Raw genomic sequence first — 17,878 nt, 5'->3', positions numbered from 1 at the left:
CAATAACGTTCTGCCATCATCTTATTTCTTAAAAATCGTCTTCAACCCCGCATGCACCAACTCGATTGACTCGATCGCCACATTGGCACTGCCTGCATTGAGGTCTGGTCCGTTCCATTTCACAGGAAATGCGCTTGTGAATTCCCAACGGCACATCTCTTTGCCCTCGACGTTGTACAAAAGAATAGAGCCATTCTTGCGACTGATTTTGCCTTGTACCGCATTATTGTACCAATCCCACAATTCGCTGGCGTTGCTGATACCTCTTTTAAGCACAATGTTCGGGTATTTCGTATGTTGAACCATGTAGTGTGGATGGGTGTTCAAGCCACCTTCCCAATACGGTTTTACTTCGATCTCTGATTTCATGCCCGTCACCTCGGAGAAACCTCCGACGATCAATCCATCGAGCTCAACGAGAAAACGAAAGTTGCCGCCTACATTATGCAATTTGGATGAATTCTTTGCCATTGTTTGTTACTCACCTCTTACCGAAACACATCAAACGGATTGTCTGGCTGTTTTTTACCTTCTTCGTTCAAATTACGGTTGATGCGGGAAATTTCCTCGCACCACGTACGGCGTTCACGGTGTTCCATGGACATAATTTCATCATGTGACCAATGAAAATAATAAGCAATGAAGCCTACTTCTTCATATATTTTGTCAATGGGGTAGCCCGTTACGCCATCTCGTCCAAAAAAGACACGTCCACATCGAACTCATGCTCACATTTCGGGCAGCTTGTATGAACCCTAGGAGCGTCCATTTCGTTAATCTGACGATAAAAATTTTGCAAAAATGCCAAATCTGCTGTGAAGAACTTCTCAACGACTCGAGTATCAATCGCACGCAAGTCCCCTAGATTTGTAATGACACGTGTAAGCAAAATAATCGTTAAATAGCCTGGGTTTTGCTGAACACGTTGGTCACGCATCGGTAAAATTTCATCCGCAGCTGTCGCTAAGCGCATAACACCTTTTTTGTGAAGCGTACCATTGTCATCTACATACCCTCTAGGAAGTTCAAATTCATATTCTGTTTTGAAAGCCATGATGTCATTACCTCCCTCGTGGTTACAAACAATAAATTCTTCTATGTTAACAAAAAGAAGAGTCAGGAACCGGAGGTATTCGCTCCGGCACCTACTCTAACTAAACATTACTTCGTACGTGTCATACCTTCATGTGCAAGTTCTAAGCTCTCGATGGCAACTTCGTTCCCAGTCCCTTTGAAGCTTGGTGCTGAGTACTTGGATGGCCATGCTTCGATAACTTGCCAAGTAGCTACATCTCCGCCCTCTTCATTGATTGCGATAATCGTAACCGTTTTGCGAGAGATTTTACCTTGAATGGACTCTGACATCCAGTTGTACATATCCATGGAGTCTGTAACTCCCCATTTCAATGAGATGTTACCGTATTTAGCAAGACCCGGAAGCTTCCGAGGCGTGATGGTTTCGTTTCCTTCTCTGTATTCAATTACCGATAAGGAAGCATCAAATCCAGAAATTTCGCTGAATCCAGCTTGTTGAATACCTTCTACTTCAATTCTAAATCTAAAATTGCGGTATGGATCCCTACGTTCGCCAGCCATAATATACCCCTTTCCTAATATGCGTAATATCTAACGTTAGACTATTCTTCTCTTGTTTTCTGAGTAATACGGAAGATCACGAACTCGGCAGGTTTCACCGGAGCAACCCCGATTACGCAGATCAATCGACCATTATCGATGTCATCCTGTGTCATTGTGCTGCGGCCAATATTAATGTAGAACGCTTCAGAAGGACTTCCGCCCATCAAAGCACCATCTCTCCACACCCGCGTCAAGAACGCATCAATCGTCCGCTGTACACGTGCCCAAAGCTGTTCGTCATTCGGTTCGAAGACAACCCAGTTCGTGCCGTTCTTAATGGACTCTTCGATAAAGATGAACAAACGTCTAACGTTCACATATTTCCATAAACCGTTCGACGATGTTGTACGAGCACCCCATACACGAATACCTTGTCCTGCAAAATGACGGATCAAGTTAACGCCTTGTGGGTTTAGAATATCTTGCTCGCCTTTGTTATATTGGCAATCTAGGCCAACTGCTCCGCGAACAACTTCATTCGCTGGCGCTTTTTGAACACCACGGGATTGGTCGGAACGGGAGTAGATACCGATGACGGAACCAGATGGCGGTATGTAAATGTTGCGTTTGTCTAATGGATCAAATACTTGCAACCATGGGTTGTACATCGCTGCATAAGAGCTGTCAAAAATGTTACGGTGTGTCATAACATCCGTTACTTTGGTTTTCTCGCGTGGAATATCGAGAACCGCGAAGCGGCTGCCCAAGTTTTCACAGTGCGCTACAAGGGATAATTGAACCGTAGGCTCAGTTACACCTGGAATCGCGATGATGGACACAACATCGTTATCAATGAAGGACTGAATCCCTGTACGTTTACCCGGACCACGGTCAACACCCATGTAAATATCAGGCGTTACATTCGCGATGGAACCGTTGCTGCCGCCAGACAAAGCGATTTGGAATTTGCCAACGGATTCGTTCTCGCCAGAAAGCACCTCGAAAGGAGCAATTGCGCCAAGATCTTGACCTTCAGTCAAATCCTTCACCGTAATAATGTTCGAGCGGGAAACGATTTTCTCAATGTGATTCGCTGCCGTGATGTTCAGGGATACCCGCTCATACGTCTCAGCTTCGTCACCGTAGAATACGTGAAGTGTGAATTCACTTGTCGTCAATACTTTAGATGGAAGAAGTCCGCTATCAACTACATCGCCATCAAGAGCTTCAGACAATGAGATAATGTTATCTTGAGAAGCTACTACTTTGCTGTATTGCTTCACGCCTGCTGCTTCAAAAGCAACTACGTCGCCAACGTTAAAGCCAGCGTTGTTTTTCACTCGATATTGTGTTTCACCTAGCACTTCATAGATTTGCGTCTTAGCTTTGCTAGCTGGCACAACAACGATACGAACTTGGTTCCCCCATGTTCCAGGGTTCTTGGAAGCAATTTCTAGAATTGCTGATTCTTTATTCGTAGCCGCTTTGTTCGTTGCTACTTTCGCGTCAGTTGGCGCTACACGCATAACGAAACAGCGATTGCCTCCGTTTAAGTAGAAATGCTCTACGGCATAAGAAAGGAAACGATATTCGCCGAATTCATTCTCGGACAAGTAGCTACCGAATAAACGGTGGAAATCAGCTACGCTCGTAACCAGTTGAGGGACACCTTCAATTTCCCCTCTTTGCGCAAGCCCTATAAACCCGGCCGTACTTGTGCTTGCACCCTCAAGCGGTTGTGCTCCGCTGTCAAACTCTTCCACATAGACTCCAGGTGATAAATAGTCAGCCATTGTTCCCCAGTTCAGTCAGATGGCACTGCTTACTCATTAAATATGGCCAAAGACATGAAACCAGTTCTCTCCTTTCTGCTTGTCATTTTGTATAGAAGATGGACGTGTCCATTCTACTAATTAGGGTTACGCGAGATGTATCGTGCCTAGGTTAGTGGTTGTTCCTTCTACGACTGCGAGATCCTTGATCGTATGCTCGCTATCCGTCCCATACGTAATAACCAATTCGGTATGAAACGTCGGGATCCGATTACCTCGAAAAGCAATCACAACCTCTCCACGTTCCGTACTACGGGTTTCTTGAATGGGAAGCAGCATCGCGCCACGAGAATACGATTTCGTCAATGGATTCGCGAGTCGAAACCGTTTCTGGTGCTCCAGCACTTCGGAAATGTGGATGACTTCTTCCGCTGGTTGGGAACCCCTCCCTCGCAGCAGGTACACATCACCAACTACAATGCCTCCTGTAAATGAACCTAATGTCATTTCATTAGCACCTTTGTCGGCTTGATCCACCATAACCCGCGCGCGCGCGCAGTCCTCCGTCAGTACGGTTGACTGTAAGTGAGCATTGCGAATTGGAGAGCCAGCTGCGTTCTGAAGCATGAAGCGAATCAGTCCTGCCCCTTGAGAAAAAGGGTACGAAGGTAACGGTTTCATTTGAACAACTTCGATAAAATTGTGTGCGTTAACTGTGATGTTGGTTTGTTCTTGAAAATAATACTCGCTATGTACCGATAAACGGTATTCGCCGGGGGATAAATCGTTGAATATATAGGAACCATTCGATTTACGAATTGCTTTCGAACGGGTGCCTTCTAGGTGAACTGTGGTCGTGTTGCCAAGAGGAGCTTGAGAGGTGAGTGCGTCAATCACACACACAACCAGGGAAACGCGGGATCTCAATTGTGAAATTCGAATCTGATCCACGTGTGGAATCCTCCTAACCTTGAATACGAAAATCGGTTTCCGAAACCCTTTTTGTTGTTCTGATGCGCGTAGAATCAATATGTACAGGCCCCACCGTGTAAGCAACAGAGAGTCTGTAAGGGGTGTCTGAGAAATTCCACATATTCATGAGGCTCTCGCCTTTAAAAGGATCCATGATAATACGAACTTCTTCATCTTGCTCAGCCAATGTGCCCACTGTCATCGAACCTCGAAGGATGGAATGATCGTAGAATACTTGCATCGCTCTGCCTAGAATGCGATGCTCATCCAATGCTCGCGAAGAAAGCTCAGCTGGCGATTGTACCGTAACCATGTAACTTAAATCGACAACCATCGGAGGAAACTGAATCTCGTTCGTCCCTCTAGCAATCATATGGGTTTGGCGATTATTTCCGCTCTCTCGAACGTTATATAGATAGAGTGAAAGATAGAAATCCCCTTTATCTACAGGTGATGCGAGACCAATCATTTCTGGTTGCGGAATGGGATCTGGGGTCATGTTTTCTCTAAGTAGCTTGACTAAAGATGCACTTACATCAGCGATGACAGAATAATTGCCTATGAGTGTCACTTCCTGCCTCTAAATACCTATAAATCTTGTAAAAAAGATGCTTAATCTGTCACTTTGTGTATCTTTTTCTATTATAAATCTAAACCGTCAGGTTGACTATAGGATTCTTGTATTTATTTAAGCTTTTGTCCCGAAAAATGGCGATTTTTGGCTGAAAATCGGTGTATACAACCGACAAAGGACAATCTTACAAAATTGTAAAATTGCCCTTTATCTGCTGTTCTAGTATTCCTCCCATTCCTGTCTCGCGAGAATTTTACCCGATTTCTGCAACTCATGCCGAATTGATTTGATAATATGCTGCATTCGGATGGATTCACCCGCTTCAGCTGCCAAAAACGCAGAAGAGAGAACGACGTTCTTGATATTCCCTCCCGCAATCTCGTATCGCTGTGCGAGATATTTGAAATCAACATCATGGCTAAGCGGCGCAGCTGGCGGAAACATCGACTGCCAAATTTTCTCCCGATATTCACTATCCGGAAATGGAAATTTAATGACATAATTGATCCGCCTCAGAAAGGCCTCATCAATGTTATTTAATAGATTGGTAGCGAGCACCGTGATGCCTTGGTACTCTTCCATTTTTTGAAGCAAATAAGCCGTTTCAATGTTCGCGTACTTGTCGTGTGAATCTTTCACTTCGGACCGTTTCCCGAAAAGCGCATCCGTCTCATCGAAGAACAGTACCGCGTTGCTCAGCTGCGCTTCTTCGAAGATTTCGTGCAGGTTCTTCTCGGTTTCACCGATGTATTTGCTGATCACCTGTGAGAGGTCAACCTTATACAGCTCCAGCTGCAGGTCGCCGGCTACGACTTGTGCCGACATCGTCTTTCCGGTGCCTGGCGGACCGGCGAAGAGCATGCTGAGCCCTTTGCCGTAGGCCAGCTTCTTCTCGAAGCCCCAATCGTTGTACACGACGCCGCGATACTTCACTTGATTGCACGCGTTGCGGAGCTGATCCTTCTGCTCGGGTGGGAGAATCACATCCCCAAACCCATAGCGAGGCTCAATACGCGTCGCTTTGCGTTCCAGCTTGTGCTGCACCTGCTGGAAGCAGGCCTTATACAGCGCGTCGCTGCGCAGCGCGCCCGAAGTGTCAGTCCCGGCAGCTGCATCCTGCCAGGACGAGTACCCGCGCGCCAGCGAGAGCGCGCGGCGTATTTGCCCAGGGGTGAAGCGGAATTTCCCGCTCATCACCCGATAGTCCACATCCGCGCCAGCGCCGATCTCCTCCGCGAATGCCCGCCAAAGGCGCTCGCGCCCGCCTTCGTCAGGCACGGTAAGTTCATGCTCAAGGAGCAGCCGCTTCTTGGGCTTCCAGCTTAGCCGGTTGAATCGCCCGGCTAAGAGAAACACCATGCCGCCATAGCCGTCGAGCAGCTCATGGAACCGTCCGAGCCGCTGCTGCGCAGCCAAGTCCGGCTCTGCAGGGTAAAGCACCTCCAGCCGTGTGAAGCACAGAATGGCTTGATGAAGAATCGCTTCGCGGATAATAACGCTAACCTGATCTTCAAAGCTCGCCGCATGCAGCAGCACATCAGCAAGATCTACCAATAGCAGCGGCTTATGGAAGGAGCGGCTGAGATGCTTCACGTGCAGCTTTTTGCCAGAACCAGCATTCCCCCAGAGATGGAAGGCAAGCCGTTTGCGTTCAGCTGCAGGCGCTTGATACATGTCAGTAATGAATCCGTGTAATCGCTGCTGGAAATCCTCCTGCACCAGCAATGGTGAGATCTCATCGTCTGGATAGATCATCTCGACAGCTGGCTTAAGTTTCGGATCTAGCTCACCTGAATCCAGTAGGAAGGTCACAATCCGTTTATCCAGCTGTAAAGGTCTAGATAGCAGCGTCTGACCACTGACGACCAATGTGTCTGGGTGCAACACATAGCGAGCCAATCGACCGTCAGGTGCCATAAAGGTCGTACGAGCAGCCCTCATGTCCTCCGGACTTGAACAAGCAATTTGCAACGCTAAGCTAATATTTGGCGTTTTGCTAGTTAGATCGTCTAATAGAAAGCCAAAAATCCGTTCATATTTCCGATCTAATTCCACGGCAAGCCCCAGCATGACGATGCGTTCTTCTACAGATGAGAAGCCGAAGACCGTCGATATATAGGCCAACGGCAGAAATGTGCCCCCCTTGTGGCTTTCTGCAAGGCGACTTACAATGGCACTCTCTAGCTGCTCTATCATACTGAGTATGTCTTGCTCATCCTCATCAATCTCTTCTTCACTGCCAAAGCCGCCAATGAGACGAATAAATTCATCCTCCGATACAAACATCCCGCGGAATGAATCTGTTTGCGGATCAGGTGTAAGCTTTTGACGTCGCTTATAGAGAAGCTCCAGCTTCTTATCTAGCAGTTGAAGCTCGTCCTTATAATGTTCCCATGCATGCACATACCCTAGAGCTGTCATAGGCCTCTCCAATGACTATATATTTTTTTTCAAAACAAATCGTTTAACATCATTAATAGCTTGCGTAAAGAGGGGGTTATTCTTTACAATATCAGGATAAGGCACAAATCATTTCGACATCTACTGCCCTGAAAGGAAAGTGGCCACCTTCTGATGGAACAATTTCCAACACATGATCCGACTTGGAATCGAAAACTCATTCTAACGTTATGGTGGATCCTCATTATTTATGAAGTAGCTGCTACGATTGCTCTATGCTTTGAAATTAAAGAGCAGCCGTCGGATTGGTTTAATAGCTTTGTGCGTTTTCAGCTTTTCCCTACAATATTACTGCTTCTTCTTATGGGTGTAGGCTATTTGTCGATGCACTATTTGAAGAACTATAGTGAGTTTATCATGATCATATGGACTATGACCATGGTTAGTATATTCATCCTTTGCATTCCAGAAATGACACGCAGCTTTGAGCTGCTCTGCATGCCAATTTTATTAGCCTCGGTTTATTTTCATGAAAAATATGTTATTTTCGCCTACAGTCTCGGCGTTGCTTGTTTATTGTTTCTAATGTCTATTCAGATCTTACAAGGACAAACAACGAACCCTTACGAAGTTATCGCCTCGCTTACCATCTTGACGTCAACTTTCATTCTTTGTTTTACCCTTATGAGCCGTGGACTCGACCTGCTCGCCAAGCTTAAGCACTCCGTCATACGCGAGCAAGATCTGCTGATTCGTAACGTCATGATTGATCGTCTTTCCAAGGTTGATGCGCTTACCGAGTTGTTTAATCACCGTTCTTTCCAAGAGCATACGGACCACCTCATTTCTCATATGCCCCATGATACAGCCTTGGAGCTTGCCTTGATGGACATCGATAATTTCAAACTCATTAATGACAATTATGGACATTGGGTTGGCGATGTTGTTCTCAAAACAATTGGCTCCATTCTTAAAGAGGTGCTTGGTCCAGATGATATGTCCTTTCGATATGGCGGCGAGGAGTTTGCCGTATTGTTCGTTGGGAAATCGCATCAAGATGTATTAGCTATTTGCGAAAAAATTATGGAATCGATACGCGACACGGTCATCCCAGAAATGCCTGATCAGAAGCTGACGATGAGTATTGGACTTGCAACCTATAATCGGAATACGATGAAAAAGGCCTGGTTCCAGCTTGTCGACGAATGCTTGTACACGGCCAAACGCAACGGCAAGAATCGCATACATGTACATGCTGCGGACATTCAAATACCTATAGCCGAATAACCTTCACAACCAGGAGCGAAGTGCTGCTGGTTTTTTTCATTTGAGCTGTCGTGGAAAAAAGTGTTAAGCCTCATACATGAATTGGTTGTTTTAGGAAAACACTAACCAAAATCAAATGAGGTGATAATCATGTGTCATTCAATAGCCGTTCTGGCTGATGTTCACGAAGTTATGAAGCAATTCCGCGTCGATCGGCTCTTATCCTACAGTTCCAATCGGTATGAGGTGCGCCCAACTGAATCTGTATCTGCCGTGATGATCAATCGCAAGGGAGAACGTATTTTAGATGAATTCCGCTGGGGTTTGATGCCTTTCTGGGCGAAGGATGCTGTATGCGGTGATCGCAATTCCATTTTCTCCAATATCGTGTTCGAGCGCATCGTCAAAAAACAACGTTGTGTCATCCCCTGCAGCAGTTTCTACGTGGGGCGAACGGAAGGTAAGGAGACGGAGTGGATTCGTTTCAAAATGCGGAGCGGCACGTTCGGCATTGCTGGGTTGTACGACATTTGGCAAGCCCCTTCAGGGGGAGAAGAACTTCGCACGTGTATGATGCTTATGACGGAATCCAACTCCGTCGTCTCGCCGTACCACGCAAGCATGCCGGCTATTCTTGATGAGGAACAGATGGAGAAGTGGCTGCAGCCCGACCAGAGGGATAGTCGCCAGTTAAGATCCTATCTACAACCTATCGATGAGATGCGGATGGTCGCAAACATTCTCTCTTCCCCAGCTGAGAAGCTGGAGATAGGTTCCGATGTCAGTATTTTTGTATGATAAAAGGACTTGCGCTTACGCGCAAGTCCTTTTATTTCTGCGGTACAGGCGGCAATGCGCCACCTTCCCCTATGATGCGAACACCATCCGCACAAACGCCGTAAGGCTCCCAACGGCATGTCGCACAGAGATTGCTGATATCTGTCGGCTTTACTTCAAGGGCAACTTGACCGCAAATGGCGGACCAAGTACGCTCCATCCCCACCTCCAAGCCGAGCTTGGCAACAATCTCTGCATCCCGCTGGTACACCGTCCGATTCTCGCAATGTGCAACTTGATCCTGCGGAAACGCAGCGCACAGATCATCAGGTCCGAGCACAACGCGAATCATCGTCTCAGGCTCTGTGCGCAGCTGCTCATAGACCGTCGTCATATTTTCACAAAATGCTGGGGAATACCCCATGCCTCGGTAGCCTAACAAACAGAGCAAGTGATGTCCGCGAAGTTCGATCATACGTTGTTAACCTTGGGCACACGGTACAATCCATATCCAGCCATCGGAATGGCAGGTTCTTTATCCTCAATAAGACCGTCCCCTTTGGAGTGCAAGGCGACATCAATGAGCCACTTCGTGAAATCTGCCACTGGCATAGAAGCCATTTCTTCGAGGCTATAAAAGCCTGCCGCATCTACCTCAACGCCATCCGGCTGAGGGGTTCCGCTAATGTAGGACATTTCGAAGGCAATGTACACATTATGTATGCTTCTCGGCAGATCGCGCACAGCAACCAGTCGTGAGACCGACGCCTCGACGCCGGATTCTTCCATAACTTCTCGCACAATCGTATCTTGAATCAATTCATGCTGTTCAATATAGCCACCAGGGTTCGTCCAGCGGCCTTTCCCTGGCTCTTGCGCTCTGCGCACAAGCAATATTTTCTCATCCTTCATCACAAGTGCTCCGACACCGATGCTGTAGTTGCCCCAATGAACAAAACTACATTCTGGCGCTGTGCAGGCCCGTCTCTCCGTTCCATCCACATCACGCGTTTCCATGGCAGCTCCGCAGCTACTGCAAAATTTGACTTCCATCTGTCTCAGCTCCCTTGGTCTTTCATCGTCTAATCATCTATATGCAAGGATACTGCGAAAGATGGACAATAGGCAACCCTATATTGCAACACAACAACCGCTCCTACTCTCGCGCCATCAATCTTGTTACTATGACGACGGCTTGGGCTCGTGTTGCCGTACTGTTCGGCCCGAACAGATTATTGTCCAACCCATTGACGAGACCCTGTTTTGCCGCTTCCACAATACAGGCCAACGCCCAAGAAGGAATGCTCGAATTGTCAGCAAATGAAGTCGATTGATTCAATTCTACAGTCAACCCCAACGATCTGACGATCAGCATCGTCATTTCCGCACGCGTCAGCTGACTATTAGGGCGGAAGCTGCCATCCTCATAGCCGTTAATAATGCCCAGCTGAAGAGCCATTGAAATTGCCGGCCGTGCCCACAAACCGATGTCATCTGCGTCGGCATAATCGGTCAAGCTCAAGCTCCCTGCTTCCGATTGCTTCCAGCCAAGGGACTTGGCCAACAGTTGCACAAACTCCGCTCTTGTCACTTCGCGTTCGGGATGGAACGAGCCGTCTGGATAGCCAGCAACCCAACCTTGAGCTACTGCTTTGCGTATTTCTGCTTCCGCCCAATTTCCGGCAATATCACTTAGACCAACAGGCTGTACAGGCAGTGTTTCGGTAGTAGTACGGTAAATGCGTATGGTATAAGTCTGAGACAGTCCACTTACATGTGTTACCTGCAGCGCAATGGTGTTGTCTCCAGGATGCAAGTCAATTTCCCCCTCCTCTTGGAGGTTCTTACCTAGCAGGCTAACCTTGGCATCCATGTAGATTGTTTTTGCTGTAAAATGTATCTTCTTCGCGGCTGTTTTTGCCGTATATGAGCGTATGTCGCTTTTGAATGCTGGGCTTAGGACAAGTATTTCCTCATCAGCTAGCAAGCTCAGCGAATCTAAATCTGCCGCATTAAATACTGGCTCGGTCGATTCGTTACTAACATTTCGGATAATGTCCAAACGATATGACTTCTGCGTTACGCCATCTTGTGCTGTGACCACAATGCTTACAGTGTTTGAACCAGGGTTTAGTGCAATCGGACCAAAAGCACTACCATTTGCCGCTGGGATGCCATTGATTAGGAGCGTCGCATGGCTCTCGGTGGAGACAGGCGTCACGCTGATAGAAGAGACATTCAACTCTACATTTGCCGTATAGGTAAGCGTTTCGGCAGCAAACGTTTCATGCCATGCTCCCAAGCTTATTGTCAAAGCGCTTAGCGTAGCTTCGGATGATGGAGCGCGCGTAACGATGATGCTGTACGAGGTAGTCGTCGTGCCGTCCTGTGCTGTGACTAGTATTTCAATGGTGTTCGCGCCGACAGCAAGCGGGATCGGACCATAGACACCGCCACTGACCGACGCTATATGATTAACCTTTAACGACGACATACTGTCTGTGACCGTTGGCATCACGCTAAGATCAGTGACATCGTTCGCCACACTAGCCGTATAGGCGGTCCTGCCGGAAGTGAACGTTTCATCGAAGGTTCCCCGACTTATTGTCAACGCGCTTAGCGTAGCTGCGGATGATGGAGACCGCGTGACGACGATGCTATACGAGGTAGCCGTGGTGCCGTTTTGTGCTGTGACTAGTATTTCAATTGTGTTCGCACCGATAGCAAGTGGGATCGGACCATACACGGCACCGCTAATCGACACCACGTCATTAACTTTTAGCGATGATGTACTATCCGTGACGGTCGGAATCACGTTGATCTCATAAACGTTGTTCGCCACACTTGCCGTGTAAGAGGTCCTTCCAGCAGAGAACGTTTCGTGAAATGTTTCTGGGCTAATTGTTAACGCGCTTAGCGTAGCAACAGCTGAAGGTTCCCGCATGACGAGAATCGTGTATTCATTCGTTGTAATACCGTCCTCAGCTGTGACGCCTACTTTAATCGCGTTTGGCCCCACAGCAAGCGAAGAAACGGTGGACGCGCTACCGCTCGTTGCAGCCGAATGATTCACTTCCAGCGTGGCCCGACTGTCACTGACAGTTGGCGTGACATCTATCGATGTGACGCTATTAGCTAAGGTAGTCTCATAGGCAAACGTGCCTGCAGCGAAGGTCGGATTAAGTGCTCCTTGGCTAAGCGTAAGCCCGCTTAACGTCGCATCTACGGAGGGCGCTCGGTTTATTTCGATCATATAAGTACGCGATGCGCCATTAATTGCCGTCACAACAACGGGAATCGTATTATCGCCTTTATTTAATGTAATGGAAGAAGAGGCGCTGCCACTGGTTACGCTCGTTCCTTTGACGGTAACGCTGGCAGTGTTGTCGCTTAATACTGGTGTAATCATCGTTGAGGTCACGCTGCTAGCCACGCTGGCTGTGTAGTCTTGGGTGTTCGACGAGAATGGCGAGGGGCTAAGTGTAACCCCGCTTGCTGTTAGCCCGGACAGCCTGTTGTCAGGCGACCCTAGCGACTTCTTCCATATGGTATTGTAACTTTCGTATCCCGCTATTTGGGCATAAGTGCTTAGATACAGCGCTCCCGTATGATCAAATCCGACATTAGCAGGGGCAATTACGTTCGAGTTGCCTGAAAAATATACCGAGTTTTCGTTCAAACTTGAATCGAACCGGGTAACAAGGCTGCCATCACTTCGATTGACCGCTACATACAAATAGCCGTCAGTATGCAAGCTGAAGCCTTTAGGCGCAATGATCGCTCGAATCAATGTGCTCCCATCGGCCTTCAATTTGATGACTTTTCCAGCGCTATTGTTCCTATTGTTGCCGATATAGACGCCGGAACTGTCTGCAGCGATACCGAAAGGATTATCGATTGTCGCGTTTACGAGCGGATCGGAGTCCAGATCGCCCGACCATATCGCTGGACTACTCGTTGAACTGAAGTCGTGCGCATCGAATTTGAGCACGCGATTATTATTCGTATCCGCGATGTACAGATCGTTGCCAAACACAGCGATTCCCTGAGCATAATCTAGTCTGCCTACCGAAGGATTAACACTATTGCCGTCCCATTTGATCATATTGTTGAACGTGTAAACACCGCTCGAAAAGGTAACATCAAATCGGTAAAGGTACCTCTTATCCGTTACATAGATATGACCTGCGCCATCCAACTTAATTGCTAGAGGCTCCATGAAGCTCCCAGTGGAGGCAGTTAACGTCCCTGCCGCTGTTCCGTTCGAATTGAATATTTTTACTGCGAAATTACTTTCATCAGTTACAAAAAAGTAGCCATTAACGGGATCGACATCCAGCCCGAACGGATCAAAACCGAGTGCCGCTGGATCGTCGGATCCGCCTGCACCCATCCTCCAATCGGACGCAGCAAATACAGTCTGACTGTATATGGATATTGCCGTTAATATCATAGTTGTAAATAACACTGTTGCTAGAAAGGTCCGTACAATTTGCCGCCTGCCGGAAGAACTCCGAATGATGTTCATGAATAACTCCCCTTTACTAATGTTCAATTGGAATGTCGTTCGCAAATGTTCGGAAGGTGCAGAGATTGTAGGACTGACTACCGAAAACGTTCACTATAATGAATTAAATATATTCTGTATAGTATATATTATTTGGCGCGCGGAGAATCCGTCAAGGAAATTTTTGGGATTCGGAGACGGATACGCTTATTTTGTAGGGAAGCTCAAGACATCAACTTAACCAAACCTTGAATATGCGCGCGCAGGTCTGTGCCGCCAAATAGAAGCGAGAATACGGCATAACCCTCGTTAAATGCAATCACTTGCATGGCGATCAGACGGATGTCCTTATCAGGCGCGATCCACCCCTGTACCTGCAAGGTGTTTACTAATGCTTCGATCCCCGCAATCCACTCGCGATATTTCTGCTTGAGCATGCTATGAGTCTCCGGATCGTGTTTGGTTTGCTGGTAGAAATCGATCAACACGACGATCCACTTATCGAAACCTTTTAACATTTGCCCAAGGCGTGTAAGCGTAATTGAAAGAACTTCCTCAAGAGAAGTATCCATAGGATTAAATTGTTTGGGAATATCAGCCCATCCATTCGTTAATTGAATTTGATAATCAAGCACATGCATGAATAACATTTCTTTGCTTGTAAAATGACCATAAAACGCCCCCTTCGTATGTCCCGTTCGCGCGACGATATCTCCGAGTGTTGTTGCCGCATATCCTTTTTCCGAAAAACACATCATCCCCGCCTCAACGAGCAACTGATAGGTAGCTTCTCTTTTCAACTGAAATTTATTTTTTGTCAAAGTGGCCGCCTCCTGTATCAGTATTTAAAAAGAATCCTTCTATTATTGCCCCAGTCATATTATAACAATGGAATACGGTTCAGTTAAGATCTGAATTGACAAAAATATAAAAAGCCTCTCCACAACGGGAAGGCTTCTTATCATGTAGACTATTGGATGACTATGAAATCTTATAAGTACCTGCGGATCAACTCGGCTAATTCATCTGCAACGTAGCTAGTTCCGGAATCTAGGCGATTGCGGTCAAATCGCACCCTTACAAACCTTTCATCCGTACCCGTGGCTTCGGCAAATAGCCCGGCTAACCCGCGCGCTTTGCGATCGATCTGCAACAGCAAGTCGACGCCGTCCTCGTCCGGGAAGAAGATGATTTCCAATTCATCCAGTTGGCCTCGGAATTGCATGGTAGGGACGAATTCGAATTCTTGAACGAAAGGTACTCCATTCTCTCTACCAATAGATGGCGCATATTCGCATGTCACCTCACGGAGTCGAAACCCGAGTTCATTGACAGCCTCGAGAACAACCTCGGAATGTGGATGTGGTCTTACTTGAAGCTGATCTTGATCCTTCGGATCAATCGCTTCTTTAATATCAAGTCCTGTTTGTATCCACACAGGGGTTCTTCCCAAAGTTGCTGGCGTATTGTTAGGGAGCTGGAACGAGACAGGTAACTCATAGACCTGCTCTGCCTGCGCGGTAAATCCCCCAGTAAGCTGGAACTTAGCCACAGGAGCTTCTATTTGCGTCTTCGTATCGTTCTGCTCTTTCAGGTAACGCGTCATAACGAAGGCGTACACATCAGTAATTTGCTGATCAACGCGCCCCCCTTGAATCCTAACGACGCCACTGATCATTTCCCCGGCATTCACCGTATCTTGATGGAGCATGAGATCTACTTGGGCCGCGCCGATCCCGACGCTCGCGAGCATGCGCTTGTATATGGACATCTGTAAATTTCCTCCTTGTCATTCATATACTCATGATACGATTTGAGGCCCATGTGGTTTCATATGTTTAAGACAAAAATGGTTACAACTGGTTAATTTATCCTTTTCAACTACCGTGAATTGGGGCTTGTAATACTGTTTTGTGGTATCCTAATTAAATCTATAATTATTTATGTAACTTTGGGCTTACTAATAGGATTATGCATGTCAATTTCAGGAGGAATACCATGGAAGTTTTCGCAGAGTTTTTAGGGCGTATCGATAATCCGCAACATCGGGATCGAACGGAAGAAGTTTTGACTTGGGTAGCCGAGAAGTTTCCGAATTTGGAGCCAAAAATCGCGTGGAATCAACCTATGTTCACCGACCACGGCACATTTATTATTGGGTTTAGCGTAGCCAAACCTCACTTGGCTATTGCCCCTGAAAAGGCGGGAATTATTCGGTTCGCGGATGACATTGTACAAGCTGGCTACGATCACACGAAGGAATTGGTGCGTATCAAGTGGAATAGTCCGGTTGATTATTCACTACTTGAGAAAATGATCGCGTTTAATGTGGCAGACAAGGCAGATTGTTCAACTTTTTGGCGGAAATAGTACAGGGATGCGATTAGAGGTTAGATGGTAAAAATGACACAAAGAGGCCCCGCCGCCACATACATGGCTTAGGGACCCCTTCCCTGTCGCGCGCTTCCTTCCCCGCACGCTACTTAAACCAAAAACATCGCCACGATCGTTGTCACCGCTAAGCCGATGAGCACAGGCTTCAGATTCCGCCGCGCGAGCTCGAACGGACTCACACCGCAGATCGCCGCGGCAGGAATGAGCGCCCACGGGATCAAGGTGCCGCCGCCGACCCAGATGGCGGCCACTTGCCCGAGCGCGGTCAGCACAGCTGCGCCAGAGCCAATGGCGGTCGCGAACAGCTGCGCGATGGAGCCCGCCAAGGAAATACCCGAGAAGCCGGAGCCATCGAGGCCGGTAATGGCGCCGACGACGGTTAACGTCACGGCACCAATGGCGCCATTGAGCGGCACGACGCCTGCGAGTGCCACGCCTAAGTCGTTCACGATACCGTGTGAACCTTCTGGCAGTATTTTGCCGAAAAGATCCGTAAACGCGGAGTCACCTAAATAGAAGAAGGCTGCAATCGGAATGACGGGTCCGAAGACTTTGAAGCCGAACACAAAGCCTTCTATTAAATAGGAAGTAATTTTCTCCACGCCCGCATTGCGGTGAGCAATTAAGGTGACTCCGATTAAGATAAACACCGCTGTACCACCCACGAGAGCGGTTGCATCACCGCCTTGCAAATTCAAGACAAACATAGCAATAACATCTAGAGCGAACAGCACAGGAATCGCGATAGCTAGCGTCCGCTTTAAGCGCTCTCCGATCAGTAATTTGCTTTCTTCGTCAACAGGAACAAGTCCGCCGCTTTCCTCTAAACGGCTATCGACGAGCCCGCTGCGCCATTTGCCATTCTTCATATCGCGCCGCATCAGCCAGAAAGCCGTAATCGTCGTAACAAGTCCCATCACGATGACCAGTGGAATGCTCGCTTCCATAACGGAAGCAACTGGCAAACCGGCTGCATCCGCAGTCAATTTGGGCGCCCCTTGAATAATGTAATCCCCCGAAAGCGCAATCCCATGTCCGAAGAGGTTCATTGCCATCGCGGCACCAAGTGCCGGCAAGCCAACGCGAACAGCGACGGGTAACAGCACAGCACCAATCAGCGCAACCCCAGGTGAAGGCCAAAAAAACCAGGATGTCACCATCATAATGATGCCGATACCCCAGAAGGCTAACGCTGGCGTTCTCAGAAATTTGGTCAGCGGCGCCACCATCGTTTCATTAATACCCGTGCGAATTAAGACGCGGCTCATCGCCACGATAATGGAGATAATCATAATCGTCCCCATTAACTCTTTGGTCGCATAAATAAAGCTGTTAAACACACCCGATACAGAGCCGCTCAACGTTTCCGTTGCCAACAACCCTAGTGTAAAAATCCCCACCACACAAATCATCGTCGTGTCTCTGCGTTTAACAAGAAGCGTAAGAATGAAACCAATGAACACTAAATAGACCCAATGAATCGGTAAAAGTTGAATATCCATCTTGCACCACACACCCTCTCAGCCCAAGCAGTAATTGGTGCTACATTCTATGCTCGGCTAGGCGTAGGCGTTCGTCTAAATTCGGGCATTTTGCCACCTTGTGGTACAATGGAAAGAACTATTTTAATGAGGTAAG

General features: G+C 47.6%; 17 protein-coding genes. 3 read left to right on the top strand and 14 right to left on the bottom strand.

The window, feature by feature from the left end; all coding sequences use genetic code 11:
- Positions 1-21: 21 nt before the first annotated feature.
- From GC096_RS35015 to GC096_RS34985, 8 genes are all read right to left on the bottom strand, one after another.
- Positions 22-471 carry a phage tail protein gene (locus GC096_RS35015; protein WP_171637259.1) on the bottom strand — a complete coding sequence of 150 codons (450 nt, stop codon included), beginning with the start codon at positions 469-471 and terminating at the stop codon, positions 22-24.
- Between the two features lie 17 nt (positions 472-488).
- Positions 489-662, bottom strand: a complete 174-nt coding sequence (locus GC096_RS39420; RefSeq protein WP_312886413.1) for a DUF6760 family protein — start codon at positions 660-662, stop codon at positions 489-491.
- Between the two features lie 20 nt (positions 663-682).
- A complete protein-coding gene (locus GC096_RS35010; RefSeq protein ID WP_068664310.1) occupies positions 683-1,054 on the bottom strand; it encodes a hypothetical protein in 372 nt (123 codons plus the stop codon).
- 107 nt (positions 1,055-1,161) lie between these two features.
- Positions 1,162-1,596 carry a phage tail protein gene (locus GC096_RS35005; protein WP_056612231.1) on the bottom strand — a complete coding sequence of 145 codons (435 nt, stop codon included), beginning with the start codon at positions 1,594-1,596 and terminating at the stop codon, positions 1,162-1,164.
- Between the two features lie 41 nt (positions 1,597-1,637).
- Complete coding sequence (locus GC096_RS35000) at positions 1,638-3,371, bottom strand: phage tail sheath family protein (RefSeq protein ID WP_171637257.1); 1,734 nt, start codon at positions 3,369-3,371, stop codon at positions 1,638-1,640.
- A gap of 126 nt (positions 3,372-3,497) precedes the next feature.
- The gene (locus GC096_RS34995) at positions 3,498-4,301 is read right to left on the bottom strand and encodes a beta-sandwich domain-containing protein (protein WP_171637255.1); all 804 of its coding nucleotides are present in this window, start codon (positions 4,299-4,301) and stop codon (positions 3,498-3,500) included.
- Between the two features lie 13 nt (positions 4,302-4,314).
- A complete protein-coding gene (locus GC096_RS34990) occupies positions 4,315-4,893 on the bottom strand; it encodes a Pvc16 family protein (RefSeq protein WP_312886412.1) in 579 nt (192 codons plus the stop codon).
- Positions 4,894-5,115: 222 nt separating this feature from the next.
- Positions 5,116-7,317 carry an ATP-binding protein gene (locus GC096_RS34985; RefSeq protein ID WP_171637253.1) on the bottom strand — a complete coding sequence of 734 codons (2,202 nt, stop codon included), beginning with the start codon at positions 7,315-7,317 and terminating at the stop codon, positions 5,116-5,118.
- Positions 7,318-7,470: 153 nt separating this feature from the next.
- On the opposite strand from GC096_RS34985, the gene GC096_RS34980 reads away from it, so the two are divergent.
- Positions 7,471-8,583 carry a GGDEF domain-containing protein gene (locus GC096_RS34980; protein ID WP_171637251.1) on the top strand — a complete coding sequence of 371 codons (1,113 nt, stop codon included), beginning with the start codon at positions 7,471-7,473 and terminating at the stop codon, positions 8,581-8,583.
- A gap of 129 nt (positions 8,584-8,712) precedes the next feature.
- Positions 8,713-9,360, top strand: coding sequence for an SOS response-associated peptidase (locus GC096_RS34975; protein ID WP_171637249.1), 648 nt, complete (start codon positions 8,713-8,715; stop codon positions 9,358-9,360).
- 31 nt (positions 9,361-9,391) lie between these two features.
- Here the strand turns inward: GC096_RS34975 and GC096_RS34970 are convergent, their stop codons facing one another.
- The 5 genes from GC096_RS34970 to GC096_RS34950 all read right to left on the bottom strand — a co-directional run bounded on the left by GC096_RS34970 (position 9,392) and on the right by GC096_RS34950 (position 15,617).
- Positions 9,392-9,814, bottom strand: a complete 423-nt coding sequence (locus GC096_RS34970; protein WP_171637247.1) for a DUF1284 domain-containing protein — start codon at positions 9,812-9,814, stop codon at positions 9,392-9,394.
- A complete protein-coding gene (locus GC096_RS34965; protein WP_056612210.1) occupies positions 9,811-10,392 on the bottom strand; it encodes an NUDIX hydrolase in 582 nt (193 codons plus the stop codon). Before GC096_RS34965 ends, GC096_RS34970 begins: the two co-directional genes overlap by 4 nt.
- A gap of 103 nt (positions 10,393-10,495) precedes the next feature.
- The gene (locus GC096_RS34960) at positions 10,496-13,867 is read right to left on the bottom strand and encodes a cadherin-like beta sandwich domain-containing protein (protein ID WP_171637245.1); all 3,372 of its coding nucleotides are present in this window, start codon (positions 13,865-13,867) and stop codon (positions 10,496-10,498) included.
- Between the two features lie 203 nt (positions 13,868-14,070).
- The gene (locus GC096_RS34955) at positions 14,071-14,667 is read right to left on the bottom strand and encodes a TetR family transcriptional regulator (protein ID WP_171637244.1); all 597 of its coding nucleotides are present in this window, start codon (positions 14,665-14,667) and stop codon (positions 14,071-14,073) included.
- Positions 14,668-14,837: 170 nt separating this feature from the next.
- On the bottom strand, positions 14,838-15,617 hold the full coding sequence (locus GC096_RS34950) for a sporulation protein (RefSeq protein WP_171637243.1): 780 nt from the start codon (positions 15,615-15,617) through the stop codon (positions 14,838-14,840).
- Between the two features lie 227 nt (positions 15,618-15,844).
- On the opposite strand from GC096_RS34950, the gene GC096_RS34945 reads away from it, so the two are divergent.
- Positions 15,845-16,216, top strand: a complete 372-nt coding sequence (locus tag GC096_RS34945; protein ID WP_171637242.1) for an iron chaperone — start codon at positions 15,845-15,847, stop codon at positions 16,214-16,216.
- Between the two features lie 113 nt (positions 16,217-16,329).
- Here the strand turns inward: GC096_RS34945 and GC096_RS34940 are convergent, their stop codons facing one another.
- Positions 16,330-17,742 (bottom strand): hypothetical protein, encoded by a 1,413-nt coding sequence (locus GC096_RS34940; protein ID WP_171637240.1) that lies wholly within the window; start codon positions 17,740-17,742, stop codon positions 16,330-16,332.
- Between the last annotated feature and the right edge of the window lie 136 nt (positions 17,743-17,878).

The organism is Paenibacillus plantarum, from assembly GCF_013141695.1.
GTDB lineage: Bacteria > Bacillota > Bacilli > Paenibacillales > NBRC-103111 > Paenibacillus_E > Paenibacillus_E plantarum.
The sequence above is the reverse complement of the archived record's forward strand: the minus strand, read 5'-3'. Positions and strand labels throughout refer to the sequence as shown.

Coding starts and splice junctions, on each gene's coding strand:
- GC096_RS35015 (WP_171637259.1), bottom strand. CDS start 471: ATGGCAAAGAATTCATCCAAATTGCATAATGTAGGCGGCAACTTTCGT.
- GC096_RS35010 (WP_068664310.1), bottom strand. CDS start 1,054: ATGGCTTTCAAAACAGAATATGAATTTGAACTTCCTAGAGGGTATGTA.
- GC096_RS35005 (WP_056612231.1), bottom strand. CDS start 1,596: ATGGCTGGCGAACGTAGGGATCCATACCGCAATTTTAGATTTAGAATT.
- GC096_RS35000 (WP_171637257.1), bottom strand. CDS start 3,371: ATGGCTGACTATTTATCACCTGGAGTCTATGTGGAAGAGTTTGACAGC.
- GC096_RS34985 (WP_171637253.1), bottom strand. CDS start 7,317: ATGACAGCTCTAGGGTATGTGCATGCATGGGAACATTATAAGGACGAG.
- GC096_RS34980 (WP_171637251.1), top strand. CDS start 7,471: ATGGAACAATTTCCAACACATGATCCGACTTGGAATCGAAAACTCATT.
- GC096_RS34975 (WP_171637249.1), top strand. CDS start 8,713: ATGTGTCATTCAATAGCCGTTCTGGCTGATGTTCACGAAGTTATGAAG.
- GC096_RS34970 (WP_171637247.1), bottom strand. CDS start 9,814: ATGATCGAACTTCGCGGACATCACTTGCTCTGTTTGTTAGGCTACCGA.
- GC096_RS34965 (WP_056612210.1), bottom strand. CDS start 10,392: ATGGAAGTCAAATTTTGCAGTAGCTGCGGAGCTGCCATGGAAACGCGT.
- GC096_RS34960 (WP_171637245.1), bottom strand. CDS start 13,867: ATGAACATCATTCGGAGTTCTTCCGGCAGGCGGCAAATTGTACGGACC.
- GC096_RS34950 (WP_171637243.1), bottom strand. CDS start 15,617: ATGTCCATATACAAGCGCATGCTCGCGAGCGTCGGGATCGGCGCGGCC.
- GC096_RS34945 (WP_171637242.1), top strand. CDS start 15,845: ATGGAAGTTTTCGCAGAGTTTTTAGGGCGTATCGATAATCCGCAACAT.
- GC096_RS34940 (WP_171637240.1), bottom strand. CDS start 17,742: ATGGATATTCAACTTTTACCGATTCATTGGGTCTATTTAGTGTTCATT.